Origin of the sequence: Nocardia sp. NPDC019219 (genome assembly GCF_040632645.1) — a bacterium.
GTDB classification, from domain to species: domain Bacteria; phylum Actinomycetota; class Actinomycetes; order Mycobacteriales; family Mycobacteriaceae; genus Nocardia; species Nocardia sputorum.
The window spans coordinates 252,292-279,248 of record NZ_JBEYCG010000008.1; the positions used below are offsets into that span (position 1 = coordinate 252,292).

Sequence of the window (26,957 nt, forward strand, 5' to 3'; positions counted from 1 at the left end):
GCCGGTTACCCGGCGTCGCGCGCCTGCTGGCGCAGGGCAGATCGAACCGCAATCCGCGAGCGGATCGCAAGTCCGGCCCGCAACGCCAGCCGCAGCGGAGCCTGCCACCAGTGCGGATGCCGGTCTGCCTGGAACCGGTAGGCGCTCGCGTGGTGGGCGGGCAGCATCTTCTCGGGATGGCGGCCCGCGGCGTGACCCTTCGCATGGGTCACCTCGGCGTCCGGCACGAACACGTTGTGCCAGCCCGCCTTGCCCATCCGGTCGCCGAAGTCGACGTCCTCCATGTACATGAAGTAGCGGGAATCGAAGCCGTCGATCGAGTCGAACGCCGCGCGCCGCACCAGCAGGCACGACCCGGACAGCCAGCCGACGGCGCGTTCGGAGATCTCCTCGTTCTCCTGCCGGTAGCGGCGGGTCCACGGATTGGACTTCCACACCGTGCCCAGGATCGCGTGGCCTGCGCCGTCGAGCAGGCCGGGCACCCGCCGGGCCGACGGGTAGACGCTGCCGTCCGGCTCGAGCACCAGCGGCCCCAGCGCGCCCGCGCGCGGCCAGCGCTTGGCGGCGGCGAGCAGTTTATCGATGGAATCGGTGCCCCAGCGGATGTCCGGGTTGGCGATCACGATGAACTCGATGCCCGGATCGATCTCCGCGACCGCCCGGTTGATCGCGCCGCCGTAGCCGATGTTGCCACCGGTGCGCAGCAGCCGCACGTGCGAATTGGCCTCGGCGACCAGCTCGGGCACACCGTCCTCCGACCCGTTGTCGGCGAGGATCACCTGCGGTTTCTCCGCGGTGGCCGCGGCCAAGGTGCTGATGAAGTGCTCGAGGTGCTCACCCGGCGAGTAGGTCACCGTGACGACGGCCAGGCCCGCGGGCGCGGCGGAATCGGAATCACTCACGACAGCCAACTCTAATGGGCGCGGCCGGACGCCGTCCGTCGATGGCCCGCGCATGGTGGGAGCACCGGCGCGGGCACCGCCTAGCCGGACCGCCGCGCCAGCGCGTCGCGCAGCGCCGTGCGCCAATCCCGCAGCGGCGTCAGTCCGGCGTCGTTCCAGGCCCGCGGCGAGAGCACCGAATACGCCGGGCGCCGTGCGGGTCTGGGAAACCGGGACGAGTCGCACGGGTGGACCCGCCCTGGATCGGCGCCGACACCCGCGAATACGGCGCGGGCGAGCTCGAATCGACTGGCCCGCCCCGCATTGGTGGCGTGCAGCACCCGCGGGGCGTCCGGCCGGCCCGCCAGTTCCAGCAGCGCGGCGGCCAGGTCGGCGGCGTAGGTGGGCGAGCCGATCTCGTCGTCGACCACGTCGACGGTGTCGCGTTCCCGCTCCAGCCGCAGCATCGTCGCGACGAAATCGCCGCCGCGCCCGCTGTATACCCACGCGGTGCGCACCACGTGCGCGTCCGGGCAGCGGCTGAGCACCGCTTCTTCGCCCGCGAGCTTGGACGCCCCGTACACGGACGTCGGTCCGGTCACATCGGCGGTGTCGTACGGCCGATCCTGGGTACCTGGGAAGACGTAATCGGTGGACAGATGGATCAGCCGGGCGCCGAGGTCGGCGCAGACCTCGGCGAGCACGGCTGGTCCGGTGGCGTTGCCCGCGTACGCGGCTTCGGCTTCGGTTTCGGCCCGGTCCACGGCGGTATAGGCGGCGCAGTTGAGCACCACGTCGCCGGGCGTGAGCACCGCGCGCACGGCGACGGGATCGGTGATGTCGAGGTCGGCGCGCCCGTAGCCGTCGGCGGCCGGGGCGAGACGCCGCAGTTCCCGGCCCACCTGTCCGTGCGCCCCGGTGACGACGAGGCGGGCGGATACGGTGGGTTGGGGGGCGGTGGGGTCGGTCACGGGCGCAAGTCTGGCACGCCGCCGGTCCCTCGGTTGCGGCCGTTCGCGATAACCGTTCGATAGCCTTGAGCTATCGGGGAATCCCGAAATCGGGCGGGGCGAGCGGTAACCATGGTGGCGGATCGGTTGCGCGCGCGTCGCCAGGACACCAATTTTTCGGCGAGAGCGGGTTTTCGGCGAGAGGATGAGACTTGTCGCAGCGGAGGGGCACATCGGCGGCGCGGCGGACCGGAACCCGCGACCCTTCCTTCGGTCCGCTGCGCTCGTTCGCCGTGGCCGCCGCCGTGATCGTGCTGGCGCTCACCGGTTTCGCCTGGCACAGCGTGGACGCGCTGGTCGCCGACATCGAGCGCCTCGGCGATCTCGGCCTCGGCGGCAGCCGCGACGGCGCGGTGGACATTCTGCTGGTCGGGGTGGACAGCCGCACCGACGCGCACGGCAACCCGCTGTCGGAGGCCGAGCGCGCGATGCTGCACGCGGGCGACGAGGTCGGCACCAACACCGACACCATCGTGCTGCTGCGCGTGCCGAACGACGGACGCTCGGCGACCGCGATCTCCATCCCGCGCGACTCCTACGTCAACATCGCCGGCCTGGGCATGGGCAAGATCAATTCGGCCTACGGCGCGACCAAGGCGACGCAGTTGCAGAAGCTCACCGAGCAGGGGGTCGCGCAGGCCGACGCGGAGCGGCAGTCCACCCAGGCGGGCAGGCAGGCGCTGATCAAGACGGTGGCCGGTCTCACCGGCATCACCGTCGACCACTACGCGGAGGTGAGCCTGCTCGGCTTCGCGCTGCTCACCGACGCCGTCGGCGGGGTGGAAGTGTGCCTGAAGAACCCGGTCGACGAATGGATGTCCGGCGCGCGGTTCCCGGCGGGACGTCAGCGCCTGGACGGGCCGCGGGCACTGAGTTTCGTGCGCCAGCGCCACGATCTGCCGCGCGGCGACATCGACCGCATCGTGCGCCAGCAGGTGTTCATGGCACAGCTGGTGCAGCAGGTGCTCAGCGCGAAGACGCTGGCCAATCCGGTCAAGCTGCAGCAGCTCAGCGACGCGGTGGGGCGCACGATCGTGCTGGACGAGGACTGGGACGTGCTGGCGTTCCTGCAGCGGCTCAAGGATCTGTCCGGCGGCCAGGTGAAATTCGAGACCATCCCGGTCGCCGACCTCAACGGGGAAACCGGCACCGGCGAATCCGTCGTCAAGGTCGAGCCGAAGGCGGTCAAGTCCTACGTCGCGTCGCTGGTCGGCGACGCCCCGGCCCCGCGCAACGCCGAGCCGGGCTTCGATCCCGCGACGGTGACCGTGAGCGTCTACAACGCGGGCGGCGTCGGCGGCCTCGCGGCCGACGTGGCGCAGACTCTGAGCGCCAAAGGTTTCCGTCAAGGCACGGTGTCCAACTACGCCGGCGGCCGCGTCACGAGCAGCCGGGTGCTCGCCGCGGACACCGGGAGCCCGAAGGCGCAGGCGGTGGCCAAGACGCTGGGCGGGCTGCCGGTGCTGGCGGATCCGGCGCTGTCCCCGGATTCGGTGAGCGTCGTACTGGCGAGCGACTATTCTGGTCCGGGCTCGTCGGCGAGCCGGATGTTCGACCTGTCCGGATCGTCGGCGGCGGCCACACCAGTCCCGCCCGCTCCACCGATCGACGCAGGCCAGAACGGACCGAAATGCGTGAACTGAACCATGCGTGACATCGACCAGGCAAACACCCTCACCGAAGCGGTACTCGATCCGATCCTCGCCCGCGATCCCGCGGGCCCGCGCGTCACCTACTACGACGACGCCACCGGCGCCCGCATCGAGCTGTCCGGCGCGACCCTGGCGAACTGGGCGGCCAAGACCGCCAACTTGATTCGCGACGAGTTCGGCCTGAGCCCGGGCGCCCGGGTCGCGGTCCTGCTCCCCGCGCACTGGCAGACCGCCGCCGTGCTGCTCGGCTGCTGGTGGGCGGGTACCGAGGTGGTGCTGCGCCCGGACGAGGACGCCGATCTCGCCCTGGTCACTTTGGATCGCCTGGACGACGCCGACGGCGTGGGCGAGGTCGCGGCGCTGTCGCTGGACGCGATGGGGTCCCCGGTGCGCGACGTGCCGGTGGGCGTCACCGACTTCGCCACCTCCGTGCGCGTGCACGGCGATCAGTTCCTGCCTCGCGGCGCGGGGGTCGCGCTGGACGGCATGCCGGTCGCCGAGGTGCTCGCCGAGGCGCGGAAGTCCGCCATGCGGCAGGGCTTCGCCGAAGGGGACCGGGTGCTGTCCAGCACGCCGTGGGACACGCCGGCCGAACTGATCGACGGGTATCTCGCGGTGCTCGCCGCGGGCGCGTCGCTGGTGCAGGTGATCAACCCCGATCCGGCGCAGCGCGAGCGGCGCGTCGCGGCGGAGCGGGTGACCGCGCAGCGCGGATGAGCGCGGCGCACGGCCGGTAGCGGCTCCTACCACGGTATCAGCGCCGAATCCGACCTGAGCACGTTCCACAACCCGGTAGCGTTCCGTACGGTGGAGTCACCGCACGACGAGGGGGTTTGGAGTATGCAGCCGCATTACTGGTTCCGCTGGTTGTCCGTACAGGGCGCGCCGCGCCTCGTCCTGCGCCTGCAGGCGCGCCACGGTGACCCGTTCGCCGAATTGATGGGCGGGCCCGCGGGCTTCGACGACCCGTATCCGCTCATCGAGCGGTTGCGTGGGCAGGGAAGGCTGCTGCGCACCTCCATCGCGTGGGCGACCTTCGACCACGAGCTGTGCCGCGCCATCCTGCGCGACAGCCGTTTCGGTGTGCGCACCACCGAGAGCTTCAACATCCCCAAGCCGCTGCAGAAACTGGCCGAACGCTTCCCGTTGCCGCCGAATCCGGTCGAGCCGCCCTCGATGCTGGTGATCGATCCGCCGGAGCACACGGCCATGCGCAAGCCGGTCGCCTCGGCGTTCACCCCGCGCGCGATCCGCAGGCTCAGCGACCGCGTCGAGACGGTCACCGCGGAGCTGCTGGACGCGCTGCCCGCGCACGGTTCGGCGGACCTGATCCGGTCGTTCGCCGCCCAGGTGCCGATCGCGATCATCTCGGAGATGCTCGGGTTCCCCGACGAGGACAAAGCGCGGTTCCTGCACTGGGGCGATCAGATGACGCCTTTGCTGGACGTCGGCATCCCGTGGCGGGCGTACCGCGACGCGCTGCGCGCCATGGAGGTGATGAACGACTACCTCGACCAGCACATCGAACGATTGCGCCGCGAGCCGGGCGAGGACATCCTCTCCGCGCTGGTCACCGCGGGGGAGCTGGACTCCTACGCGCTCAAGGCCACCGCGAGCCTGCTCATGGGAGCGGGCTTCGAGACGACGGTCAACCTGATCGGCAACGGTGTCGCGCAGCTGCTGGCGCACCCGGATCAGCTGGAGCGGCTGCGCGCGGAACCGGAGCTGTGGCCCAACGCCGTCGAGGAGATCCTGCGCTTCGACTCACCGGTGCAGACCACCGCGCGGACCGCGCTGACCGACGTGGAGATCGATGGGATCACGGTGCGCGAGGGCAACACGGTGGTGCTGTCGCTGGCCGGAGCCAACCGCGACCCGGCGGTCTTCGCCGATCCCGGGCGATTCGACGTCGGGCGCGACAACGCCAAGGAGCACCTGTCGTTCAGCAGCGGCGTGCACGTCTGCCTGGGGGCAAGCCTGGCCAGGATGGAAGGCGTCTACGCGTTGCGAGCCCTCTTCGAGCGGTTCCCCGGACTGCGCCCGGACGGTTCGCCGAAGCGGCGCGCGCTGTTCACCCTGCACGGCTACGAGCGGCTGCCGGTGCGTCTCGGGCAACCCGCGCAGGCGCCGGAGCCGGTCTGATCAACCGGTGGTCTTCCAGACGTAGCGGGTCTTCGGACGCCCGGCCCTGCCGTAGTCCGAGCGCCGGACGACCAGCCCGTCGTCGGCCAGTTTCTCCAGGTAACGCCAGGCGGTGATGCGCGAGACGCCGACCGAGGTCGCGGTGTCCGCGGCGGTCACGCCCTCGCCCTCGGCCGCGCGCACCGTGCGGGAGATCTCGTCGAGGGTCTGCGGCGCGACGCCCTTGGGTGTCGCCGCGCGCTGGTCGGGGGTGCGTAGCGCACTCAGCGCCCGGTCGATGTCGTGCTGGGAGATGGCGCTCTCACCGGCCGGAAGCGCGGTGCGGAACTCGCGGTAACGGTCGAGTTTGTCGCGGAACGCGGCGAAGGTGAACGGCTTCAGCAGATACAGCACGACGCCGTGCGACACGGCGGTGCGCACCATGGCCAGGTCCCGCGCCGAGGTGATGGCGATGACGTCCGGGCGCGGCGCCAGACCGGTCAGCGCGGCGGCGACGTCGAGGCCGCTGGCGTCGGGCAGGCCGATGTCCATCAGCACCAGATCGATCGGCGTGCCCTCGGCCGCCGCGTCGGCCGCCGCGCGCATCGCCTCGCGTCCGGTGTGGGCGACGCCGACGGGCGTGAATCCGGCGATGCGCTCCACGTAGGCGCGGTGCGCCTCGGCGATCAGCGGCTCGTCCTCGACGATCAGCACACGGATCATCGCGCTTCCTTTCGTGGAATCGTCACGGTCACCGCGCTTTCGGGATCCCGTTGGGTGCGGATACTGCCCCCGTGGCGAGCCACCAGCCGGTGGACGAGCGCGAGTCCGAGACCGTGATGGGCGGCCTTGGTCGAATACCCGCGCTGGGACGCGCGCGCGAACATCTCCGCGGACATGCCGGGACCGCTGTCGGCGACCCGGATGTAGAGCATCGACTCGTCCGCGGCGTCGCGCCGGTGCGCCAGGGTGACCTCCACCCAGCCGGACGTGCTGTCCGCCGCGGCATCGATCGCGTTGTCGACGAGATTACCGACCAGCGTGACGGTTTCGTGGGGGGACAGCGGCTCCACCGAGTCCAGCGCGGTGTCGTCGGTGATCGTCAGCTCGATGCCGCGTTCGGCGGCCTGGTTCACCTTGCCGAGCAGCAACGCGGCCAGGGCGGGCGCGCCCACCGCGGCGAACAGCCGGTCGATCAGCGCCTGGGACAGCTCCAGTTCCGCGGTGGCGAACTCGACGGCCTCGCGATGGCGGCCCAGCTCGACCATGGTGACCACGGTGTGCAACCGGTTGGCCGACTCGTGCGCCTGCGCCTGCAACGACTCCGCGAAGCTGCGCACGGAATCCAATTCGCCCATCACCGCCTGCAATTCGGTGTGGTCGCGGATGGTCATCACCGTGCCGATCGCCCGGCCTTCCCATTCGACGGTGTCCTGGTTGACCAGCAGGATCCGGTCGGTGGTCACGTGCGTCTCGTCGCGGACGGTGCCCCAGCTCATCCGCTGCAGCGACAGCGGGAGGTCGCTGCGCCGGACCTGGCCCGGCGGCAGGTCGAGCAGGCGGCGCGCCTCGTCGTTGACCACCTCGGCGTCCTCGCCGGAGGGCCCGAACACCACCAACCCCTCGTGCACCGAGTGCAGCACGGCGTCGTGGTGCTCGTACATCACGCGCAGCTCGTCCGGCGCCAGGCCGTGGGTCTGCCGCCGCAGCCTGCGGCTGAGCAGGAATGAACCGCCCGCGGCCAGCACCAGGCCCGCTCCCGCGACGCCCAGGATCACCGGGAGCTGGGTGGCGACCTGGTCGCCGATCTTGGCACGGGTCACGCCCGCGGAGACCAAGGCGACTATCCGCCCGTTGTCGTGCACCGGCGTGACCGCCCGGATCGAGGGGCCGAGCGTGCCGGTGAAGGTCTCGGTGAAGGTCTCGCCGGCCAGCGCGCGATCGATGGTGCCGCTGAACGGCAGCCCGATCATCGCGGGGTTGGTGTGCGTGTAACGGGTCCGGTCCGGCGCCATGACCACGATGAAGTCCATGCCGGTCTCGCGCCGGATCTCCTCGGTCACCGGCTGCAACAGCGCCGTCGGATCCGCGCTGCGCAGCGCGTCGACGGTGGAGGGCGCGTCGGCCACGCTCACCGCGACGTCGGTGACCTCCCTGGTGGTGGTGACGTCGCTGTCGTGCCTGGCGTCCAGGACCGCGAGCACCACACCGATCCCGATCATCACCGCGAGTACGACCAACTGGAAGACGAACGCCTGCCCGGCGAGGGAGAGCCGACCGCGTCTCACAAGCTCTGCCTCCGCTGAACGTAATGCACCAAACAGTGACCGGGATCACCCGGCCGACCATCATTCTGCCTGGAAGGCGTGAGCCACCTCGCGTCGGTACCGTTCGAAGGGAAATCCTCGCTATGAGCGACTCGACTCGCACGCGGCGCGACCGCACTCATTGGCTGTATCTGGCTGTCATCGTGGCGGTGGTTGCGGGCGTCCTGGTCGGCCGGCTGGCGCCCGGCGCCGCGCAGTCGTTCGCCCCGCTGGGGACCATCTTCGTCAACCTCATCGGAATGATGATCGCTCCCGTCATCTTCTGCACCATCGTGCTCGGGATCGGCTCGGTGCGCGCGGCGGCCACCGTCGGCAAGGTCGGCGGGCTGGCCATCGGCTACTTCCTCGTCATGTCGACCATCGCGCTCGGGATCGGCCTGGTCGTCGGCAATCTATTGCAACCCGGCGCGGGACTGAATATCGGCAAGTCGGCCAAAGCCGGTCACGACCTGGCCAACACCGCGCACAGTGCGGGCGGCACCTGGGAATTCATCCAGAACATCGTCCCTTCGACGTTGCTGTCCTCGCTCACCACGGGCAATGTCCTGCAGGCGCTGTTCGTCGCGCTGCTGGTCGGTTTCGCGGTGCAAGCCATGGGCACGGCGGGCGAGCCGATCCTGCGCGGTGTGGCGCTGCTGCAGAAGCTCGTGTTCCGGATCCTGGTGATGATCCTGTGGCTGGCGCCGATCGGCGCGTTCGGGGCGATCGCGAATGTGGTCGGCAAGACCGGCCTGGACGCCGTGGTGAAGCTGGGCACGCTGATGCTGGCGTTCTACCTCACCTGCGTGGTGTTCGTCTTCGGCGTGCTCGGACTGCTGCTGTGGAGCGTCTCGCGGGTATCGATCTTCAAGCTCGTCCGCTACCTCGCGCGGGAGTACCTGCTGATCGTCGCGACCTCGTCGTCGGAATCGGCGCTGCCCCGGCTGATCGCGAAGATGGACCACATGGGCGTGGAACGCACCACCGTGGGCGTCGTCGTGCCGACCGGCTATTCGTTCAACCTGGACGGCACCGCCATCTACCTGACCATGGCGTCGCTGTTCATCGCCGAGGCGATGGGCAAGCCGCTGTCCATCGGCGAGCAACTCGGGCTGCTGCTGTTCATGATCGTCGCGTCCAAGGGCGCGGCCGGTGTGACGGGTGCTGGGCTGGCCACGCTGGCGGGCGGATTGCAGAGTCATCGTCCCGAACTGCTCGACGGCGTCGGCTTGATCGTCGGCATCGACCGCTTCATGTCCGAGGCGCGGGCGCTGACCAACTTCTCCGGCAACGCGGTCGCCACGGTGCTGATCGGTACCTGGACCAAGACCGTGGACGTCGATCGGGTACGCGACGTGCTCGACCGCAAGGCGCCCTTCGACGAGCGGACCATGGTCGACGACGACCACGGCACGCCCGCGCAGCCGCAGGAGGCCGAGACCAAGGACCTGGTCCAGGCATAGCGCTCGCAGGACGAAGGGCCCGCAGGATCTGCGGGCCCTTCGTGGTGTCCGGGGTCAGGCCGCCCACTTCTCGGGGTGCAGGTGGTGCTGGGTGAGGGCGGTGGCGTGGCCGTGCCCGAAGCCGTGCTCGGTCTTCAGCCATTCGACGAGTTCTTTGTGCGAGGTCAGTCCGGAGTCGCGCATGGCGGTCTTCCACTCCTCGATGGCGCGGCCGTACTTGGCCTCGATGGCGGGGAAGTAGGACGCGGGGCCGTGCGGCTTGGTCGCCATGGTGGTTCTCCTTGCTCGTCGTGCGTTCGTTGGTGCGGACGGCGCGGGCTTCGGAAAGTCGTCGCCGGTCCCGCCCAAGTGTTCGGGATCACCTGAAACAGGATTCGCTATGGCTCGGTGGAGTCCGAAGTGGGCGCGCGCACCGAGGCGGCCCGCGCACGGTCTGGCCACCCTCGAACGCGGCGGCCGTCTTCGACCTGAGCAGCGCGGCCGGCGATCGGACGTCCTGGTGGTGGAGTGGCTCGCCGCGGTCGGCGAGGTCTGGAGGCGGGGCCATGTTCCGGCCTTCGAGAACGAGTCCGGGTCGTCCGGAGCAGGCCTGGCGTCCGGCCATGCTCGAAGCGGTGGGGCGTCCGCACTGACGACGCGCGTCTGGTGCCGTACTGCTGGGTGCGGCGGTGCTGCGGTGTCGGCGACCGCGTCGAGAGCAGGTCGGCCGGTAGCGTGGGGATATGGCTGATGTGGTGGTGGTCGGTTCCGGTCCGAACGGGCTCGCCGCCGCGGTGATCCTGGCCCGGGCGGGACTCGCCGTGGAGGTGTACGAGGCCGAGGCGACGGCTGGGGGTGGATGCCGCACCGCGGAACTGACGTTGCCCGGCTATCGGCACGACCTGTGCGCGGGCGCGCACCCGATGGCGGCGGCCGCGCCGTTCTTCCGCGCGTTCGACCTGACCGCGCACGGCGTCGACCTGCTCGCGCCGGAGGTCTCCTACGCGCATCCGCTCGACGGCGGCGTGGCCGGACTGGCCTGGCGGGACCTGGAACGGACGGTCGACGATCTCGGCGCCGACGGCCCGGCCTGGCGCAAACTGTTCGCTCCGCTGGTACGGCACTGGCCGGACGTGGTCGACCTCGCGATGTCGGATCTGCGCCGCGTCCCGTCCGGGCTCGCGACCGCGATGCGTTTCGGCCTGCGCACCCTGGAGCAGGGCTCGCCGCTGTGGGACATCAGGTTTCGCGAACAGGTCGCGCCCGCCCTGTTGACCGGCATCGCGACGCACGCGATCATTCCGCCGCGTGCCATCACGGCCGCGGGCGCGGCGCTGATGCTCGGCGCACTGGCCCATGTCGGGGGCTGGGTGATTCCGCGCGGCGGCAGTCAGGCCATTCCCGACGCGCTCATCGCCGAACTCGAACGTCTCGGCGGCCGGGTGCACACCGGGCACCGGGTCGATTCGCTCGACGAGTTCGCCGACGCGCGCGCTGTCCTGCTCGACCTGGCTCCCGCCGAACTGCTGCGCATCGCCGAGCACCGGTTGCCCGCGCGGTACGCGAAGCGGCTGCGGCGATTCCGGTACGGCGGTGCGGCGTGCAAGATCGACTTCGCGCTCTCCGGGCCGGTGCCGTGGCAGGCCGAGGGCTGCGCGCTGGCCGGAACGGTGCACGTGATCGGCACCCGCGCCGAGGCCATGGCCGCCGAACACGCCGTGGCCATGGGGCGGCACGCCGAACGGCCCTATGTGCTGTCCATTCAGCCGGACGTGGTCGATCCCACTCGCGCGCCCGCGGGCGGCCACACGTTCTACACCTACGCCCACGTGCCCAACGGCTCCACCCGCGATGTCAGCGCCGAGGTGATCGCTCAGGTCGAGCGGTTCGCGCCGGGTTTCCGCGATCTGATCGTCGCGAAGAACGTGATCACCGCCGCGGAGATGCCCTCGCACAACGCGAACTACATCGGCGGCGACATCTCCGCCGGGGCGATGACCCTGCGGCAGTTCGCCTTCCGTCCCGCCCCGCGCTGGAACCCCTACGCCACACCGATCCCGGGTGTCTACCTGTGCTCGTCAGCGACCCCGCCCGGCCCGGGAGTCCACGGCATGTGCGGGCTGCACGCCGCGCGCCACGCCCTGCGCGACCGTTTCGGGGTTCGCACCGATCCCCTCGATCTGTTACGCGCTCCCGCTCTCCAACACCGCTGACCGCGCAGGTCCCCGCGCGAGTGGGATGTCCCGCCTAGCCCTTGGCGAGTTCGGTGCGGTAGAGGTCGGGTTCGAGGTAGATGACGCGTGCCGCGGGCACCGCCGCGCGGACGCGGGACTCGGCGTCGTCGATGGCGTCGGCGATCGCCGCGACGTCGAGCCCGGGCACCACGCCGACCTTCGCGGCCACGAGCAGCTCCTCCGGGCCGAGGTACTGGGTCTTGAGGTGGATCACGCGGTCGATGCGCGTCTCGTCGACCAGGTTCGCGCGGATCCGCCGGTTCTCCTCCGGCGTCGCGCCCTCACCGATCAGCAGGCTTTGCATCTCCACGATCAGCACGATCGCGATGACGCCGAGCAGGCCGCCGATGGCCAGCGTGCCGACGCCGTCCCAGATCGGGTCGTGGGTGAGCATGGTCAGGCCGACACCCGCGAACGCGAAGACCAGACCGATCAGCGCGCCGGTGTCCTCCAGCAGCACCACCGGCAGCTCCGGGCTGCGCGAATTGCGGATGAACCGCCACCAGCTCGCGCCGCCCTTGAGCGGCGCGGACTCGCGCACCGCCGTGGTGAAGCTGTAGGTCTCCAGCGCGATCGCGATCACCAGGATGACGATCGCCACGATCGGCGAACTCAGTTCCTCCGGGTGCTGGATCTTGTGGATGCCCTCGTAGATGGCGTAACCGGAGCCGAGGGTGAACAACACCAGCGCCACGATGAACGAGTAGAAGTAGCGATTGCGCGCGTAGCCGAACGGGTGCAGCTCGTCGGCTTCCTTCGCGGCGCGCTGCTGTCCCAGCAGCAGCAGACCCTGGTTGCCCGTGTCGGCCACGGAATGCACGGCCTCGGCGAGCATCGACCCCGATCCCGTGATCGCCGCACCGACGAACTTCGCCGCGGCGATCCCCGCGTTCGCGGTCAACGCCGCGATGATCGCCTTCTTGCCACCGCCAGCCGACATGGAAGCATGTCCTCTCTGTTTTCCACCTACCGCGAACAGACTAGGGCACCGGGTACCAGGCGTTCCGGATCGGTCAGCCGGCCGCACCGACGCAGGCGCAGAACAGCTGGACCGCACCGTCCACCGCCTGCGCGCGAATGTCGGTGTCGGCGGCGGAGATCCAGGCCGCGGCGCCCCGGGTGAGCTCCAGCGACGAGCCCTCCCGGAACAGCCGCACCGTCCCCGCCGTGCACAGCACGATGCCCGGCCCCGCCGCGGTCAGCGGCACCCGCGCGGAACCGGCGACCAGGTCGAAGCGGCGCAGCGCGAACTCCGGGGCGGGCGTGCGATAGCGCACCGAGCCGTCGCCGGCCGGTTCGGGCAGCACCACCGGCAGGCCGATCGGCTCGAAATCCAGCACGCGCAACAGTTCCGGCACGTCGACGTGCTTGGGGGTGAGGCCGCCGCGCAGGACGTTGTCGGAGTTCGCCATGATCTCCACGCCCACCCCGCGCAGGTAGGCGTGCAGGTTCCCGGCCGCGAGGAACAAGCCCTGCCCGGGCTCCAGCGTCACGCGGTTCAGCAGCAGCGCCGCCAGCACACCCGCGTCGCCGGGATATGCCTCGGCCAGCTCGAGCGTCGTGCGCGCCTCGGCCGTGAACTCGCGGGAGCCCTTGCCGGACAGGTACCGCACACACCCGTCGAGCACCTCGGGCAGCAACGTGGCCAGCACATGCTGCGGCAGCGTGATCCAGGTCGTGAACAGTGTGCGCAGGCCCGCCGAATCCGGTTGGGCGGCAAGGAGTTCGCAATAGGAGCGCAACCCGTCCACCGACAGCGCGCGCAGCAACGCGACGGTGCGGTCCGGATCGCGGAAACCGGCCAGCGCCTCGAATCGCTCCAGCGCGACGACCAGCTCCGGCTTGTGATTGTCGTCGCGGTAGTTGCGCAGCGGGGAATCCAACGGCACCTTCGCCAGATTCTCCCGATCGAAGCCGGCCCGCGCCTGCTCCGTGCTCGGATGCGCCTGCAGCGACAGCGGTTCCTCCGCGGCCAGGACCTTGAGCAGGAACGGCAGCTTCCCGCCGAATCGGTCTGCGGCGAAGCCCAGCTCCCGGTCCGGATCGCCGGCGATCAGGTCCAGCAGCGAGGTGGTGCCGTCGCCGACGCGCACGTGCGCCGGGTCGGCGGGGTGAGCGCCGAACCACAGTTCGGCCTCCGGATGCGCGGACGGCACCGGCCTGCCGCACAGCTGAGCGAGCGCGGTGCGCGAGCCCCAGGCATACGAGCGCAGCGCACCAACGAGTTCGTGCACTAGTAGCTTCCCCCGTACTGCCCCTGGCTGTCGGCGGCGGCGGTGCGCGAGCCGATCAGGCGCAGGTAGGCGGCGGCCATCTCCAGTCGCAGCGCGAGTACCGCGAGCTGTTCGAGTTCGGTGCCGTTCGCGGGCGCGGGCTCCTCGGCGCGGGCCGGTGCGGGGGCGGCGGGGTCGGTCATCTCGGTGTGCAGCAGGTCGACGTCGGCATTCACCAGATCGGCGTCCACCAGGTTCGGTCCCTCCCCGCCGAACACCGCGATGCGGCGGCGCGCGGCCGCGCGATCGCGATCGGCGCTGAGCACGAACACCCGGATGCGCTCCACCGGGGCGGGGCCGTCCAGTTCCTCGTCGTGGAACAGCGGATCGAAGCCGGGCGCGGATTCGCCTGCCGCCTCGGCCATCCGGGTCCGCGCCGCCACGGCCTCGGCCAGATCCACCGCGGTGGCGACCTTGCCCGCGGACTGCAGCAGCACCTCGGCGCCGTGCTCGGCCAGTTCAGCGGCCGCCGGGGAATCGCCCGCGAGCACGATGCCGTGCTGTTGCATGCGGGCGGCCAGCGTCTTGGCCGGGTTGTGGAACACCTCGTTGTGCGGGCCGTCGCGCAGCGCCTCGGCGTCCAGCACGTCGGCCAGTTCGGCGAGTTCCGGGACGACGGGCCCGGTGCGCTGCGGGTCGACCGCGCGCAGCACCGCGATTCCGGCGGCCAGGAAGCGCAACAGGCGGTTGTGCCCGAGTACCTGCACCCGTGGCTCCAGCACGGCGGCGCGTCCGGCCGCGGCGGCGCGCAGCGGCCCCTCGTGCGGCGCGGCGACGACCACCTCGGCGCCGCGGCGCAGCGCCCGGTCGACGGCATCGATCAGGCGAGGATCGCCCGCGTCGTCGCCGGAGACCAGGACGACGTCCAGCGGCCCCACCCACGGCGGAAGAGCGGCGGCGGGCACCACGGGTAGGCCGGCACGATCGCCGAGCGCGGCTACGAGCAGTCCGGCGGCACGCGAGGCACGTCCGGAACCGGAGACCAGCACCACGCTGCGGGGCCGCAGATCGGCCAGCCGGGCCAGCGCGTCCTCACCCACGGCCGCCGCGGTAGCGCGTACCTGGGCGCCGCCGGAGGCGGCCGAGCGAAGGGCGCCGCCTGCGTCGGCGGCCTCGAGTGATGCGGCATCGTCGAGGTCGAGCACCGGTGTTCCAGCGATCATCGGGCGTCCCACCTCCCCTCATCGCGCTGTGTCTTTTCCGCCCCCACGCCCTCCCGGTCCGGCTGCGACAGCGAGACCGGGGCGGGCGAATCCAAGGCCTGTGATTCCACTATTCCAGTCAGGAGCGCACGATGCTCAGGATCTCGGTCACGAGTGCGTCTACTTCCTCCGCCGATCGGGCCTCGACGTTCAGCCGGAGCAAGGGCTCGGTGTTGGACGCGCGCAGGTTGAACCACGCGTTGTCGGCCAGTTGCACGGTCACCCCGTCCAGCCGGTCCACCGAGTGCGCCCGGTCGGCGAAGGCGTCCACCACGGCCATCGTCCGCTCCTTGGCGTCGGCCACGGTGGAGTTGATCTCACCCGAGGCCGCGTAGGTCGCGTAGGAGGCCATCAGCTCCGACACCGGCCGATCCTTCTCGCCGAGCGCGGCCAGCACGTGCAGCGCCGCGAGCATCCCGGAGTCGGCGCCCCAGAAGTCGCGGAAGTAGTAGTGCGCGGAGTGCTCGCCGCCGAACACCGCTCCGGTGGCGGCCATCTCCTGCTTGATGAACGAGTGGCCGACCCGCGTGCGCACCGGCGTTCCCCCGAGCTCGTGCACCAGCTCCGGCACCGCGCGGGAAGTGATCAGGTTGTGGATGATCACCGCGCCGGGTTCCTTGGCCAGTTCGCGCTCTGCCACCAGGGCGGTGATCGCCGACGGCGACACCGGGTCGCCGTTCTCGTCGACCACGAAGCAGCGGTCGGCGTCGCCGTCGAAGGCCAGCCCGATGTCCGCGCCGGTTTCGCGGACCAGCTTCTGCAGGTCCACCAGGTTCGCCGGGTCCAGCGGGTTGGCCTCGTGGTTCGGGAAGCTGCCGTCCAGCTCGAAGTACAGCGGCACGATCTTCACCTGGGGCAGGGCGCCGAGCACCGCGGGCACCGTGTGGCCGCCCATGCCGTTGCCCGCGTCCACCGCGATGGTGAGCGGGCGGATGCCGCCGAGCTCGACGAGGCCGCGCAGGAATTCCGCGTACTCGGTGAGCAGGTCCAGTTCGGTCGCGGTGCCGCGCTCGCCCGCGTACTCGGGCACGCCGTCGATCAGTTCGCGCTTGATCGTGGCCAGACCGGTGTCCTGTCCGACCGGGAGCGCTTTGGCGCGGCACAGCTTGATGCCGTTGTACCGGGCGGGGTTGTGGCTGGCGGTGAACATGGCGCCCGGGCAGTCCAGCCGGCCGGAGGCGAAGTACAGCTGGTCGGTCGAAGCCAGGCCGATGTGCACGACGTCGAGGCCCTGGCCGAGCGCGCCGTCGGCGAAGGCGGCCGACAGCTCGGGGGAGGAGTCGCGCATATCGTGCCCGATGACGATCCGGTGCGCGCCCTCGGCGCGCATCAGCCGTGCGAAGGACGCGCCGACGTCCCTGACGAAATCCGCGTCGATCTGATCACCGACCACGCCGCGAACGTCGTAGGCCTTGATCACCGCGTTCACGAATTCGGCAGAGCGGGCGACTGTCATGCCCAACACCCTAGTGGTTGCGCCGGACCGGTCCGACATCGTCCTCGTCCGATCAGGACGGCGGGTCCGGAAGGACGCGCAGATGGCCGCGGCGACCCGTGCGTGTGGTGCGCGGCGGCGGGGGAGCGTAGTCGCGATAGCCGCGCTGCTCGCGCTCCGGCGGGCGGCGGCGTAGCCCCGCCTCGCGCACCGCCTCGGCGAGCGCGGTCAGATCGTCGTCATCCGGTGTGCTGGAGGAGAATCCACCTTCGTGGCGAACCAGTTCCCAGCCCTTCGGAGCGGTGATGCGTGAGCCGTGCGTTTCGCAGAGATCCCAGGAGTGCGGTTCGGCGACCGTCGCGAGTGGTCCGACCACTGCCGTCGAGTCCGAGTACACATAGGTGAGCGTCGCGACGGCCGGATTCTTGCAGCCTGGTCGGCAGCAACGACGCATGGGAATCACGCCGATGAGAGTAACCCCCCTGGCGCGTCGATGGGGACAGACACGCTTGAAGAATCTCGGTCCGCGCGTCGCGAAACGAGGACAGCACGGCGCTCCACAGGCCGCGACGCGGCTTGCGGTGATCTGCACGACGTAGCCCGCCGCGCGGACAACGGTGTCCCGATCGGCAACGCGAGTGGTTCGTCGCGGCTGAGAGTGCCGGAGTACCCGAGATCGACCGGCCTACACGCGTGCGCGTCTGCCCCGCAACGGCATTCGAGGGCCGCCGCCACGTGGACGGGTAGGACTCACTCGGCTTCCGGATCGATCACGTCCGGGTCGACGCCGAGGTAGGTCGCGACCTGCTGGACCAGCACTTCCCGCAGCAGATCCACCAGGTCGTCGGGGTCGCTGGCGCGCAGCTCGAGCGGCTTGCGGAACAGCACCACCCGCGCCCGGGTCGCCGCGCCGTGCCGGTCGACGCCGGCCGGGATGAGCCGCGAGAGGGGCACCGGGCCGTCGGCGACCACCTCATCCGGCCAGGTGACCGAATCGGGATGCAGCGGACGGATCTTCGGAACGTCGTCGACCGCGATGTCGAGTTTGGTGAGCCGGTCGTGCCAGCGGGAGTCCAACGGGGCGAACGCCTCCAGGACCAGCCGGTCGAACTTCTGGCCGCGGGTCCGCCAGGCGGGAACCGTGGGTGGCAGCATCGGCCCGCGCACTCCGCGGCCGCGGCGGATCACCGACCGGGCGGTCGGCGGTCGGCGCTTACGGGAACGTGCCATGAGACAAAATCTAGGCCAGCGGGCTCGTGTCGTCCGCACCGAGGCGGTCGGCGAGCTGTCCGGTCGTGTCGCGCGAGCCCGGAGCGCCCGTGGACGGGCGGCTCCGGGCTTCGCGTACGTCTGTCAGCCGATGCCGCGCTTGAGGCGGCGGCGCTCCCGCTCGGAGAGGCCACCCCAGATACCGAAGCGCTCATCGTGCGCGAGCGCGTATTCCAGGCACTCGTCGCGTACCTCGCAGCCCATGCAGATCCTTTTGGCCTCGCGGGTCGAGCCGCCCTTCTCGGGGAAGAACGCCTCTGGATCGGTCTGCGCGCACAGGGCGCGCTCCTGCCACTGCTCTTCGATGGATTCGAACATCTCGTCGAAGCCGGTCACGACCAGGCTGAGCCGGGGCGCCGTGACTCCGTCACCCCCCTCTTGGTCCTTCCAGCCGCCGTTATCTGCGCAGACGCCACGTGCTGCGCCTGCTGTGGAATCGGTCGGCGAGACCATCTCGTTGGCCACGCTCCGCCTCCTCACTGTGTGTTAGCGCAGAATGATTCTTTCCGTCGGACCAACACTCGCACCGACGGCCATACCCCGCGACGTTGTCCCGCGGACGTCCCCGAGCTTGTCATACCGATGCGAACATCTGTTCGAAAAGCGGTTCGCGCGTTGACCTCTCGCGCGAACCCGGAATGACATGACTGTGATTAGACACGCCGGACGCGTCGATGGTCAAGCCGCCGTCGCTATTCCGTTACTATCCGCAGCCGCATTCCGAGTCTGTCTTGTGATCTGCGATAGCAAATGTATAGCAAATTTGCCGCGAACGGGAGGGTTCGCGTCAACGCATAGGCTGTGCGGATGTGACTGGACAACAAGCGGACGCCACGCCCGCGAACGGACCCCGCATCGCCGTGCTGGTCGGCGGCGTCGGTGGCGCGCGTTTCCTTCAGGGCGTCCGGGAACTGCTGCCCGAGGCGGACGTCTCCGCGATCGTGAACGTCGGCGACGACGTCTGGATGCACGGGCTCCGGATCTGCCCCGACCTCGATACCTGCATGTATACGCTGGGCGGAGGCATTGATACCGAGCGTGGCTGGGGCCGGGTCGGCGAGACCTGGCACGCCAAGGAGGAACTCGCGAAATATCACGCGCAGCCGGACTGGTTCGGCTTGGGCGACCGCGATATCGCCACGCATCTGATCCGTACCGAAATGTTGCGCGCCGGGTACCGGCTCTCCGCGGTCACCGAGGCGCTGTGCAACAGGTGGCAGCCCGGCGTGAAACTGATCCCGGCAACCGACGATCGCTGCGAAACGCATGTCGTGGTGACCGATCCGGACAACCCTGGCGAACGGCGCGCGATCCATTTTCAAGAGTGGTGGGTTCGCTACCGCGCGAACATCGACACCCATGGATTCGCCACAATTGGCGCCGATGAAGCCAAACCTGCCCCAAATGTGATCGATATCATAGAATCCGCCGACGTGGTCCTCCTCGCGCCGTCGAACCCCGTCGTGAGCATCGGCGCCATCCTCGCGGTGCCCGGGATCCGCGGCGCGCTGCGCACCACCGCGGCCAAGGTGATCGGCGTTTCCGGCGTGATCGACGGCAAGCCGTTGCGCGGCATGGCCGACGAGTGCCTGTCGGTGATCGGGGTGGAGACCACGGCCGAGGCGATCGGCCGGTACTACGGCGCGCGTTCGGCCACGGGGATCCTGGACGGCTGGCTGATCCACAGCACCGACACCGCCGAGGTGCCCGGGGTCGAGGTGCGCAGCGTGCCTTTGTTGATGACCGACCCGCCCACCACCGCCGAAATGGTGCGTCAGGCCCTGGATCTCGCTGGAGTCGCCCTGTGACCACACCCATCGATCACGCGGCCGGGGAGCTGCGCATCCTGCCCGTCACCGGGCTGCCCGAATTCCGTCCCGGCGACGACCTCGCCGCGCACATCGCCCGCTGCGCGCCCTGGCTGGCCGACGGGGACGTGCTGGTGGTGACCAGCAAGATCGTCGCCAAGGTCGAGGGGCGCATCGTGCAGGCGCCGCTGGACCCCGAGGAGCGCGACGCCGCCCGGCGCAGGCTCGTGGACCAGGAGGCGGTGCGGGTGCTCGCCCGCAAGGGCCGCACTTTGATCACCGAGAACAAGCTGGGGATCGTGCAGGCGGCCTCCGGCGTGGACGGCTCGAACGTCGAGCAGGGCGAACTCGTGCTGCTGCCCGTCGACCCGGACGCCAGCGCCAAGGCGTTGCGCGCCGCGCTCGCCGAGCGGCTGGGCGTGACGGTCGCGGTGGTCGTCACCGACACGATGGGCCGTGCCTGGCGCAACGGGCAGACCGACGCCGCCATCGGCGCGGCGGGCCTGCGGGTGCTGCACGACTACGCCGGCGCGGTCGACGGTCAGGGCAACGAGCTGTTCGTCACCCAGGTGGCCGTGGCGGACGAACTGGCCGCGGCCGCCGACCTGGTCAAAGGCAAACTCGGCGGTGTCCCGGTCGCCGTGGTGCGCGGGTTGCCGATCGTCGACGACGGCTCGGGCGCCGCCGATCTGCTCCGCGGCGGCACCGACGACCTGTTCTGGCTCGGCACCGCGGAGGCGATCGAACGCGGCCGCAGAGAGGCGATCCTGCTGCGTCGCTCGATCCGCCAGTTCTCCGACGCGCCCGTCGATCCCGAGCGCGTCCGCTCGGCGGTGTCGGTCGCGCTGACCGCGCCCGCTCCGCACCACACGCGCCCTGTGCGGTTCGTGTGGCTGCGTACGCCGGAACTGCGCGCTCGGCTGCTCGAGGCGATGGCGGAGAAGTGGCGAGCGGATCTGACCGCGGACGGCCTGCCGCCGGAACGGATCGAGCGCCGGGTCGCCCGCGGGCGCATCCTGTTCGACGCGCCCGAGGTGATCATCCCGTTCTGCGTGCCGGACGGCGCGCACGACTATCCGGACGAGCGCAGGCGGGCGAACGAGCGCACCATGTTCACCGTCGCGGTGGGCGCCGCGGTGCAGGGGCTGCTGGTCGCGTTGGCGACCGAGGGGATCGGCAGTTGCTGGATCGGGTCGACGATCTTCGCGCCGGAGGTCACGCGTGCGGTGCTGGGCCTGGCCGAGGACTGGAGCCCCCTGGGCGCCATCGCCGTCGGTCATCCGCTCGAGGACCTGACTCCGCGGCAGCCGACGGGTGCGGGCGCCGGGCTGGTCGAGCTGTGAAGCGCCTCCTCTCCGCCGCGCGGGAGAAGCGCCGGTGAGCGCGGAGTCGCTGCACGCTTCGGCCACCGAACTGCTCGAAACCTGGTGTCCGGCAACCGGTCCGGAGCGATCGCTGCGTGAGGCGATGCTGGCCTTCCTCGGTTCGGCCCCGCGGGGTTGCCTGCGCGAGCACGCGCCGGGCCATATCACCGCCTCCGCGGTCGTCTTCTCCCACGACGGGCGGGAGGTGCTGCTCACCCTGCACCCGCGGGTGGGACGCTGGATCCAGCTCGGCGGCCACTGCGAGGAGCGGGACGAGACGGTCGCGGGCGCCGCGCTGCGTGAAGCCACCGAGGAGTCCGGCATCGCGGACCTGCGGCTGGCGCCGGGGTTGTACGGCGCGCAGGCGCACCCCATCACCTGCTCGCTCGGCGTGCCCACCAGACATCTGGACCTCCTGTTCCGCATCACCGCCCCCGCCGGTGCGATCCCGGTGCGCAGCCACGAATCGACCGACCTGCGCTGGTGGCCGGTGAACGCGCTGCCCATCGACGCCGACGTCCTGCTGCGGTGAGCTAGCCGCATTCCAACGCGTGAGCCCCGGTCGGATGCCCATCCGGCCGGGGCTCACGTCGTCCGCGCCCGACGGTGTTTACAAATTGCCTCATTTGTCTAGACATGCGACAAATGTCCCTATATCGTCCATAGACGAGGTAATGCACGTCACATGTGACGTGCCCTTCGGGAATGGAGACAACGATGTCGACGCACGCCGACACGTCCGCCCAGCCGGTCGAGGTACCGGCCTGGCGGGATCGCAAGCGCTACATGTGGCTGTGGGGTTTGTTCGCCCCGGCCGGTCTGTTCCTCATCGGCCTGCCGCTGATCTGGGGCTTGAACGAGCTGGGCTGGCATCGCCTCGCGCAGGTGCCGTTCTGGCTCGGGCCGATCCTGGTCTACGTGCTGATCCCGATCGCGGACATCTTCTTCGGACCGGATGGCGACAACCCGCCCGACGAGGTGATGGAGTACTTGGAGAACGACAAGTACTACCGCTACCTCACCTACCTGTATCTGCCGTTCCAGTACGCCACGCTGCTCATGGCGGCCTACCTGATCACCGCCGACGAGGTGAGCTGGCTCGGCATCGACGGCGGCCTGCACGTGGTGGACAAGATCGGGCTGGCGATCACCGTCGGCATGATCGGCGGCATCGGCATCAACACCGCGCACGAGCTCGGCCACAAGAAGGTCGACCTGGAGCGCTGGCTGTCCCGGATCGCCTTGGCCCAGTCCTGCTACGGGCACTTCTACATCGAGCACAACCGCGGCCACCACGTACGCGTCGCCACGCCCGAGGATCCGGCGAGCTCTCGGGTCGGCGAGACGTTCTGGGCGTTCTGGCCGCGCACCGTGTGGGGCAGCCTGAAGTCGTCCTGGCGCCTGGAGAAGGTCCGGCTGGAACGGCTCGGCAAGAAGCCGTGGAGCCTGCGCAACGAAGTGCTCAGCGCGTGGCTGATGTCGGTGGCGCTGTTCGCGATCCTGATCGCGGTGTTCGGCATCGAGCTGCTGCCGTACCTGATCCTGCAGGCGGTAGTGGGCTTCAGTCTGCTGGAGGCGGTCAACTACCTCGAGCACTACGGTCTGGTGCGCCAGCGCACGGCCGGCGGCCGCTATGAGCGCCCCGCCCCGGTGCACAGCTGGAACAGCGACCACATCGTCACCAACATCTTCCTGTACCACCTGCAGCGGCACAGCGACCACCACGCCTACCCCACCCGCCGTTACCAGACGCTGCGCAGCTGGGACGGCGCGCCGAACCTGCCGAGCGGCTACGCGAGCATGATCCTGCTCGCCTACTTCCCGCCGCTGTGGCGCCGCGTCATGGACAAGCGGGTGCTCGCGCACTACGACGGCGACATCACCCGCGCCAATATCGATCCGCGCAAGCGGGAGAAGGTGCTGGCGCGCTACGGCTCCGCCGATGCCGGAGGTGCCGAAAGGGAGACAGCGTGAGCGCGTATCGCTGCCCCGTCTGCGACTACGTTTTCGACGAGGCGAAAGGTGCTCCGCACGAGGGCTTTCCGGCGGGCACCCGGTGGGAGGCGGTTCCGGACGACTGGTGCTGCCCGGACTGTGGTGTACGGGAAAAGATCGACTTCGAGCCGATAGGGACATAGGACGACGAAATGACGGAGTACAAGCTCTACCAGTGCATCCAGTGTGGTTTCGAATACGACGAAGCCGAGGGCTGGCCGGAGGACGGCATCGCGCCGGGCACCCGCTGGGACGACATCCCCGACGACTGGACCTGTCCGGACTGCGGCGCCGCCAAGGCGGATTTCTACATGGTCGAAATCGAACGGTCGTGAGATTTTGACTGCGGCAGGCGCCCGTGACAGGGTCGCGGGTATGCCGCGCAACGGAACCAGGATTCCCTACCAGGAGGCCGCGCGGGACCTGCTGCGGACGTCGGTCCTGGACGCGATGCGCGAACTGCTCACCGAGCGGGATTGGTCCAAGATCACGCTCGGTGACGTCGCGGCCAGGGCGGGCGTGAGCAGGCAGACGCTGTACAACGAATTCGGCTCGCGCAGCGGCCTCACCCAGGCCTACGCGCTGCGCCTGGCCGACTTCCTGGTCGATCACGTCGACGCCGCGATCAACGGCAACGTCGGCGACGTCCGCGCCGCGTTCCGCGACGGGATGGCCAACTTCTTCTTCGACGCGGCGTCCGACCCGCTGGTGCAGTCCCTGGTCGCGGGCGAGGTGAAGCTGGATCTGCTGCGCCTGATCACGCTCGACGCGGGACCTTTGCTCGAGCACGCGACCGAACGGCTGTCGCGCGCCTTCCAGCACAGCTGGGTGGCGTCGACGGCGGCCGAATCGGACGTGATCGCGCACGCGCTGGTGCGCATCGCCCTCAGCTACATTCCCACTCCGCCCGGTCCTGGCCGCGACGCGCCCGCGGAATTGAGCGCGCTGCTGAGTCCTTACGTCGAAGCGATCCTCGCCGCGCGGGTGCAGAGCTGAGCCGCGCGAGCCACCGCTCGCGACCTGGCGCATATGCAGCACATTAAAAACCGACTGCACGGCTTGTAATAGCGATCGCGTTTCAACCGACGGCATCGTTGTAACGGACCACAAGTCACGAAGTATTCTCAGGCGACGGTGTTCGGGTCTTCTCTGAGTGGAGCAAAAGTGCAAACGGTTGGCAAACGGGTGGGATCGCCCGATCCCAAACGCCATCTGTGGGTTCTCGGCTTGCTCGCGCCGTCGTCGGCCTTGCTGCCCTCACAACTGGTGCTGCACACCGGTCTGGAGGTGTTCTGGTGGATCGGCCCGATCATCGTGCTGATCGTCATCCCGGTGCTGGACTGGTCGATCGGCGTGGACGGCAGCAATCCGAAGGACGAGGACTACGAGCTGCTCTCCAACGACCGGTACTACCGGTGGTGCACCTACTTGATGCTCCCGGTGCAGCTGATCGGCCTGGTGATCGCGAGCTACATGTGGGCCGGTGACGACCTGAGCGTGGTCGACAAGCTCGGTCTGGCGGCGACCCTCGGATTCGTCAGCGGCATCGGCATCAACGCCGCCCACGAACTCGGGCACCGGGTGGAGCACCTGGAGCGCTGGCTGGCCAAAATCGCGCTGGCCCAGTCCGGATACGGGCACTTCTTCGTCGAGCACAACCGCGGCCATCATGTGCGGGTGGCGACACCGGAGGATCCGGCCAGCGCCCGGCTGGGGGAGTCGCTGTGGGAGTTCCTGCCACGCAGCGTTTCCGGCAGTTTCCGGTCCGCGCTAGCACTCGAGCGGGAGCGGCTCGCGCGCAAGGGCAAGGGCTGGTGGAGCGTGCACAACCACATCCTGCAGGCATGGTCGATGACGCTGGTGCTGTTCGGCGCGCTGATCGCGGCGTTCGGCTACCAGGTGCTGCCGTGGCTGCTGTTGCAGGCCGTGATCGGCATCGGCCTGCTGGAGACGGTGAACTACGTCGAGCACTACGGATTGCTGCGGGCGCGCCGCGCGAACGGCATGTACGCTCGCTGCTCGCCGCGCGACAGCTGGAACAGCGACCACCTGGTCACCAACATCTTCCTGTTCCACCTGCAGCGGCACAGCGACCACCACGCCAATCCGGGCCGCCGCTACCAGACCCTGCGTACCTCCGAGCAGGCCCCGCAACTGCCCGCGGGCTACGCCGCCATGATCGTGCTGGCCGCCATCCCGCCGCTGTGGCGGTGGATGATGGACGACCGCGTCCTCGCCCACTACGGCGGCGACATCACCTTGGCGAACATTCAGCCGCGCAAGCGGGGCCGCATCCTGGCGGCGCGCGGGGCGACGGCGTAACGGGCGCTGCGGTCGCCGGGTCCCGGCCCGGCCGGTGCGAAGAGCGGCCGCGTCGTCCGCCCCCGGTCGTGAGCGACTAGCCTTGCCTCGGTACTTGCCGAACCAGGAGAGGCTGATGACCACCTCAGAACTTCCCGCACGCACGTCGTTGACCGCCGATGTCCGCAACGGCATCGACTACAAGGTGGCGGATCTGTCGCTGGCCGATTTCGGCCGCAAGGAGATCCGCCTCGCCGAACACGAGATGCCCGGTCTGATGGCGCTGCGCCGTGAGTACGCCGAGGTGCGGCCGCTGCAGGGCGCGCGCATCTCCGGCTCGCTGCACATGACCGTGCAGACCGCGGTGCTGATCGAGACCCTGACCAGCCTGGGCGCCGAGGTCCGCTGGGCCTCCTGCAACATCTTCTCCACCCAGGACCACGCGGCGGCCGCCGTGGTCGTCGGCCCGAACGGCACCGTCGATGAGCCCAAGGGCACCCCGGTGTTCGCCTGGAAGGGCGAGACGCTGGAGGAGTACTGGTGGGCGGCCGAGCAGATGCTCACCTGGCCGGGCGAGCCGGCCAACATGATCCTCGACGACGGCGGTGACGCCACCATGCTCGTGCTGCGCGGCGCGCAGTTCGAGAAGGCGGGCGTCGTGCCGCCGGAGGACGAGGACCACTCGGCCGAGTACAAGGTGTTCCTGAACCTGCTGCGCGAGCGCTTCGAGACCGACCGCGGCAAGTGGACGAAGATCGCCGAGTCGGTACGCGGCGTCACCGAGGAGACCACCACCGGCGTGCTGCGGCTCTACCAGTTCGCGGCGGCGGGCGAGCTGGTGTTCCCCGCGATCAACGTCAACGACTCGGTCACCAAGAGCAAGTTCGACAACAAGTACGGCACCCGCCACTCGCTGATCGACGGCATCAACCGCGGCACCGACGTGCTCATCGGCGGCAAGAAGATATTGATCTGCGGCTACGGCGATGTCGGCAAGGGCTGCGCGGAATCGCTTGCCGGACAGGGCGCCCGGGTGCAGGTCACCGAGATCGACCCGATCAACGCGCTGCAGGCGCTGATGGACGGCTACGACGTGGTGACCGTGGAGAAGGCGATCGGCGAGGCCGACATCGTCATCACCGCCACCGGCAACAAGGACATCATCACCCTCGACCACATGAAGGCGATGAAGGACCAGGCCATCCTCGGCAACATCGGCCACTTCGACAACGAGATCGACATGGCGGCGCTGGAGCGTTCCGGCGCAACGAAATTGAACATCAAGCCGCAGGTCGATCTGTGGACGTTCAAGGAGACCGGCCGCTCGATCCTGGTGCTGTCGGAAGGGCGTCTGCTCAACCTCGGCAACGCGACCGGCCACCCGTCCTTCGTGATGTCGAACAGCTTCTCCAACCAGGTGATCGCCCAGATCGAGCTGTGGACCAAGCCGGAGGAGTACGACAACGAGGTCTACCGGCTGCCGAAGCACCTCGACGAGAAGGTCGCCCGCATCCACGTCGAAGCGCTCGGCGGCGAGCTGACCAAGCTCACCAAGGACCAGGCCGAGTACATCGGCGTCGACGTCGAGGGCCCGTACAAGCCGGACCACTACCGCTACTGACCGCCCTGCCGGATGTCCCGTCGATGTTCGGTGGCGGGACACC

General features: G+C 69.7%; 26 protein-coding genes. 14 read left to right on the forward strand and 12 right to left on the reverse strand.

Annotated elements, in window-relative coordinates; translation table 11 throughout:
* Window positions 1–5 precede the first annotated feature (5 nt).
* Complete coding sequence (locus ABZ552_RS17680) at window positions 6–902, reverse strand: glycosyltransferase family 2 protein (protein WP_281917420.1); 897 nt, start codon at window positions 900–902, stop codon at window positions 6–8.
* An 80-nt stretch (window positions 903–982) separates the two neighbouring features.
* The gene (gene rfbD / locus ABZ552_RS17685; RefSeq protein WP_281917421.1) at window positions 983–1,852 is read right to left on the reverse strand and encodes a dTDP-4-dehydrorhamnose reductase; all 870 of its coding nucleotides are present in this window, start codon (window positions 1,850–1,852) and stop codon (window positions 983–985) included.
* A 272-nt stretch (window positions 1,853–2,124) separates the two neighbouring features.
* Between rfbD and ABZ552_RS17690 the strand changes: the two genes are divergently transcribed.
* The 3 genes from ABZ552_RS17690 to ABZ552_RS17700 all read left to right on the forward strand — a co-directional run bounded on the left by ABZ552_RS17690 (window position 2,125) and on the right by ABZ552_RS17700 (window position 5,685).
* Window positions 2,125–3,534 carry an LCP family protein gene (locus ABZ552_RS17690; RefSeq protein ID WP_357438341.1) on the forward strand — a complete coding sequence of 470 codons (1,410 nt, stop codon included), beginning with the start codon at window positions 2,125–2,127 and terminating at the stop codon, window positions 3,532–3,534.
* 3 nt (window positions 3,535–3,537) lie between these two features.
* Complete coding sequence (locus tag ABZ552_RS17695) at window positions 3,538–4,260, forward strand: TIGR03089 family protein (RefSeq protein ID WP_281877867.1); 723 nt, start codon at window positions 3,538–3,540, stop codon at window positions 4,258–4,260.
* 123 nt (window positions 4,261–4,383) lie between these two features.
* Window positions 4,384–5,685, forward strand: a complete 1,302-nt coding sequence (locus tag ABZ552_RS17700) for a cytochrome P450 (RefSeq protein WP_281880770.1) — start codon at window positions 4,384–4,386, stop codon at window positions 5,683–5,685.
* Here ABZ552_RS17700 and ABZ552_RS17705 read toward each other — a convergent pair whose 3' ends face one another.
* Together ABZ552_RS17705 and ABZ552_RS17710 are read right to left on the reverse strand one after the other, a co-directional pair.
* Window positions 5,686–6,387, reverse strand: coding sequence for a response regulator (locus ABZ552_RS17705; RefSeq protein WP_281877868.1), 702 nt, complete (start codon window positions 6,385–6,387; stop codon window positions 5,686–5,688).
* A complete protein-coding gene (locus ABZ552_RS17710; protein ID WP_357438344.1) occupies window positions 6,384–7,886 on the reverse strand; it encodes an ATP-binding protein in 1,503 nt (500 codons plus the stop codon). The genes ABZ552_RS17705 and ABZ552_RS17710 overlap by 4 nt, the downstream gene beginning before the upstream one ends.
* Before the next feature lie 188 nt (window positions 7,887–8,074).
* On the opposite strand from ABZ552_RS17710, the gene ABZ552_RS17715 reads away from it, so the two are divergent.
* The gene (locus ABZ552_RS17715; RefSeq protein ID WP_357438292.1) at window positions 8,075–9,433 is read left to right on the forward strand and encodes a cation:dicarboxylase symporter family transporter; all 1,359 of its coding nucleotides are present in this window, start codon (window positions 8,075–8,077) and stop codon (window positions 9,431–9,433) included.
* 54 nt (window positions 9,434–9,487) lie between these two features.
* Here ABZ552_RS17715 and ABZ552_RS17720 read toward each other — a convergent pair whose 3' ends face one another.
* On the reverse strand, window positions 9,488–9,703 hold the full coding sequence (locus tag ABZ552_RS17720) for a DUF4287 domain-containing protein (protein WP_281877870.1): 216 nt from the start codon (window positions 9,701–9,703) through the stop codon (window positions 9,488–9,490).
* A gap of 452 nt (window positions 9,704–10,155) precedes the next feature.
* Between ABZ552_RS17720 and ABZ552_RS17725 the strand changes: the two genes are divergently transcribed.
* Window positions 10,156–11,625 (forward strand): NAD(P)/FAD-dependent oxidoreductase, encoded by a 1,470-nt coding sequence (locus tag ABZ552_RS17725; protein WP_281917423.1) that lies wholly within the window; start codon window positions 10,156–10,158, stop codon window positions 11,623–11,625.
* Between the two features lie 34 nt (window positions 11,626–11,659).
* Here ABZ552_RS17725 and ABZ552_RS17730 read toward each other — a convergent pair whose 3' ends face one another.
* From ABZ552_RS17730 to ABZ552_RS17760, 7 genes are all read right to left on the reverse strand, one after another.
* Window positions 11,660–12,586 (reverse strand): cation diffusion facilitator family transporter, encoded by a 927-nt coding sequence (locus ABZ552_RS17730; protein ID WP_281877872.1) that lies wholly within the window; start codon window positions 12,584–12,586, stop codon window positions 11,660–11,662.
* 73 nt (window positions 12,587–12,659) lie between these two features.
* A complete protein-coding gene (gene manA / locus ABZ552_RS17735; RefSeq protein WP_281877873.1) occupies window positions 12,660–13,880 on the reverse strand; it encodes a mannose-6-phosphate isomerase, class I in 1,221 nt (406 codons plus the stop codon).
* Window positions 13,880–15,082: a tobH protein gene (locus ABZ552_RS17740; protein ID WP_357438298.1), complete on the reverse strand. Its 1,203-nt coding sequence runs from the start codon at window positions 15,080–15,082 to the stop codon at window positions 13,880–13,882. The genes manA and ABZ552_RS17740 overlap by 1 nt, the downstream gene beginning before the upstream one ends.
* A gap of 118 nt (window positions 15,083–15,200) precedes the next feature.
* The gene (locus tag ABZ552_RS17745) at window positions 15,201–16,577 is read right to left on the reverse strand and encodes a phosphomannomutase/phosphoglucomutase (RefSeq protein ID WP_281877876.1); all 1,377 of its coding nucleotides are present in this window, start codon (window positions 16,575–16,577) and stop codon (window positions 15,201–15,203) included.
* A gap of 52 nt (window positions 16,578–16,629) precedes the next feature.
* Window positions 16,630–17,019 carry a DUF3499 domain-containing protein gene (locus tag ABZ552_RS17750; RefSeq protein WP_195046620.1) on the reverse strand — a complete coding sequence of 130 codons (390 nt, stop codon included), beginning with the start codon at window positions 17,017–17,019 and terminating at the stop codon, window positions 16,630–16,632.
* 287 nt (window positions 17,020–17,306) lie between these two features.
* Window positions 17,307–17,786 (reverse strand): metallopeptidase family protein, encoded by a 480-nt coding sequence (locus ABZ552_RS17755; protein WP_168434228.1) that lies wholly within the window; start codon window positions 17,784–17,786, stop codon window positions 17,307–17,309.
* A 123-nt stretch (window positions 17,787–17,909) separates the two neighbouring features.
* A complete protein-coding gene (locus tag ABZ552_RS17760; RefSeq protein WP_029901515.1) occupies window positions 17,910–18,143 on the reverse strand; it encodes a WhiB family transcriptional regulator in 234 nt (77 codons plus the stop codon).
* Window positions 18,144–18,679: 536 nt separating this feature from the next.
* On the opposite strand from ABZ552_RS17760, the gene cofD reads away from it, so the two are divergent.
* The 9 genes from cofD to ahcY all read left to right on the forward strand — a co-directional run bounded on the left by cofD (window position 18,680) and on the right by ahcY (window position 26,914).
* On the forward strand, window positions 18,680–19,633 hold the full coding sequence (gene cofD, locus ABZ552_RS17765) for a 2-phospho-L-lactate transferase (RefSeq protein WP_281880774.1): 954 nt from the start codon (window positions 18,680–18,682) through the stop codon (window positions 19,631–19,633).
* Window positions 19,630–20,976 (forward strand): coenzyme F420-0:L-glutamate ligase, encoded by a 1,347-nt coding sequence (locus ABZ552_RS17770; RefSeq protein ID WP_281877878.1) that lies wholly within the window; start codon window positions 19,630–19,632, stop codon window positions 20,974–20,976. Before cofD ends, ABZ552_RS17770 begins: the two co-directional genes overlap by 4 nt.
* A gap of 34 nt (window positions 20,977–21,010) precedes the next feature.
* On the forward strand, window positions 21,011–21,529 hold the full coding sequence (locus ABZ552_RS17775; RefSeq protein WP_281877879.1) for an NUDIX domain-containing protein: 519 nt from the start codon (window positions 21,011–21,013) through the stop codon (window positions 21,527–21,529).
* A 185-nt stretch (window positions 21,530–21,714) separates the two neighbouring features.
* On the forward strand, window positions 21,715–22,971 hold the full coding sequence (locus ABZ552_RS17780; protein ID WP_357438302.1) for an alkane 1-monooxygenase: 1,257 nt from the start codon (window positions 21,715–21,717) through the stop codon (window positions 22,969–22,971).
* Window positions 22,968–23,135 carry a rubredoxin gene (locus ABZ552_RS17785; protein ID WP_281877881.1) on the forward strand — a complete coding sequence of 56 codons (168 nt, stop codon included), beginning with the start codon at window positions 22,968–22,970 and terminating at the stop codon, window positions 23,133–23,135. Before ABZ552_RS17780 ends, ABZ552_RS17785 begins: the two co-directional genes overlap by 4 nt.
* 9 nt (window positions 23,136–23,144) lie before the next feature.
* Entirely contained in the window at window positions 23,145–23,327 is a 183-nt protein-coding gene (locus ABZ552_RS17790; RefSeq protein ID WP_043730863.1) for a rubredoxin, read from the forward strand.
* A gap of 40 nt (window positions 23,328–23,367) precedes the next feature.
* The gene (locus ABZ552_RS17795) at window positions 23,368–23,988 is read left to right on the forward strand and encodes a TetR family transcriptional regulator (RefSeq protein ID WP_281877882.1); all 621 of its coding nucleotides are present in this window, start codon (window positions 23,368–23,370) and stop codon (window positions 23,986–23,988) included.
* A gap of 189 nt (window positions 23,989–24,177) precedes the next feature.
* Window positions 24,178–25,314 carry an alkane 1-monooxygenase gene (locus tag ABZ552_RS17800; RefSeq protein ID WP_357438306.1) on the forward strand — a complete coding sequence of 379 codons (1,137 nt, stop codon included), beginning with the start codon at window positions 24,178–24,180 and terminating at the stop codon, window positions 25,312–25,314.
* A gap of 115 nt (window positions 25,315–25,429) precedes the next feature.
* Window positions 25,430–26,914: an adenosylhomocysteinase gene (gene ahcY / locus ABZ552_RS17805; protein ID WP_281877884.1), complete on the forward strand. Its 1,485-nt coding sequence runs from the start codon at window positions 25,430–25,432 to the stop codon at window positions 26,912–26,914.
* Window positions 26,915–26,957: the final 43 nt, after the last annotated feature.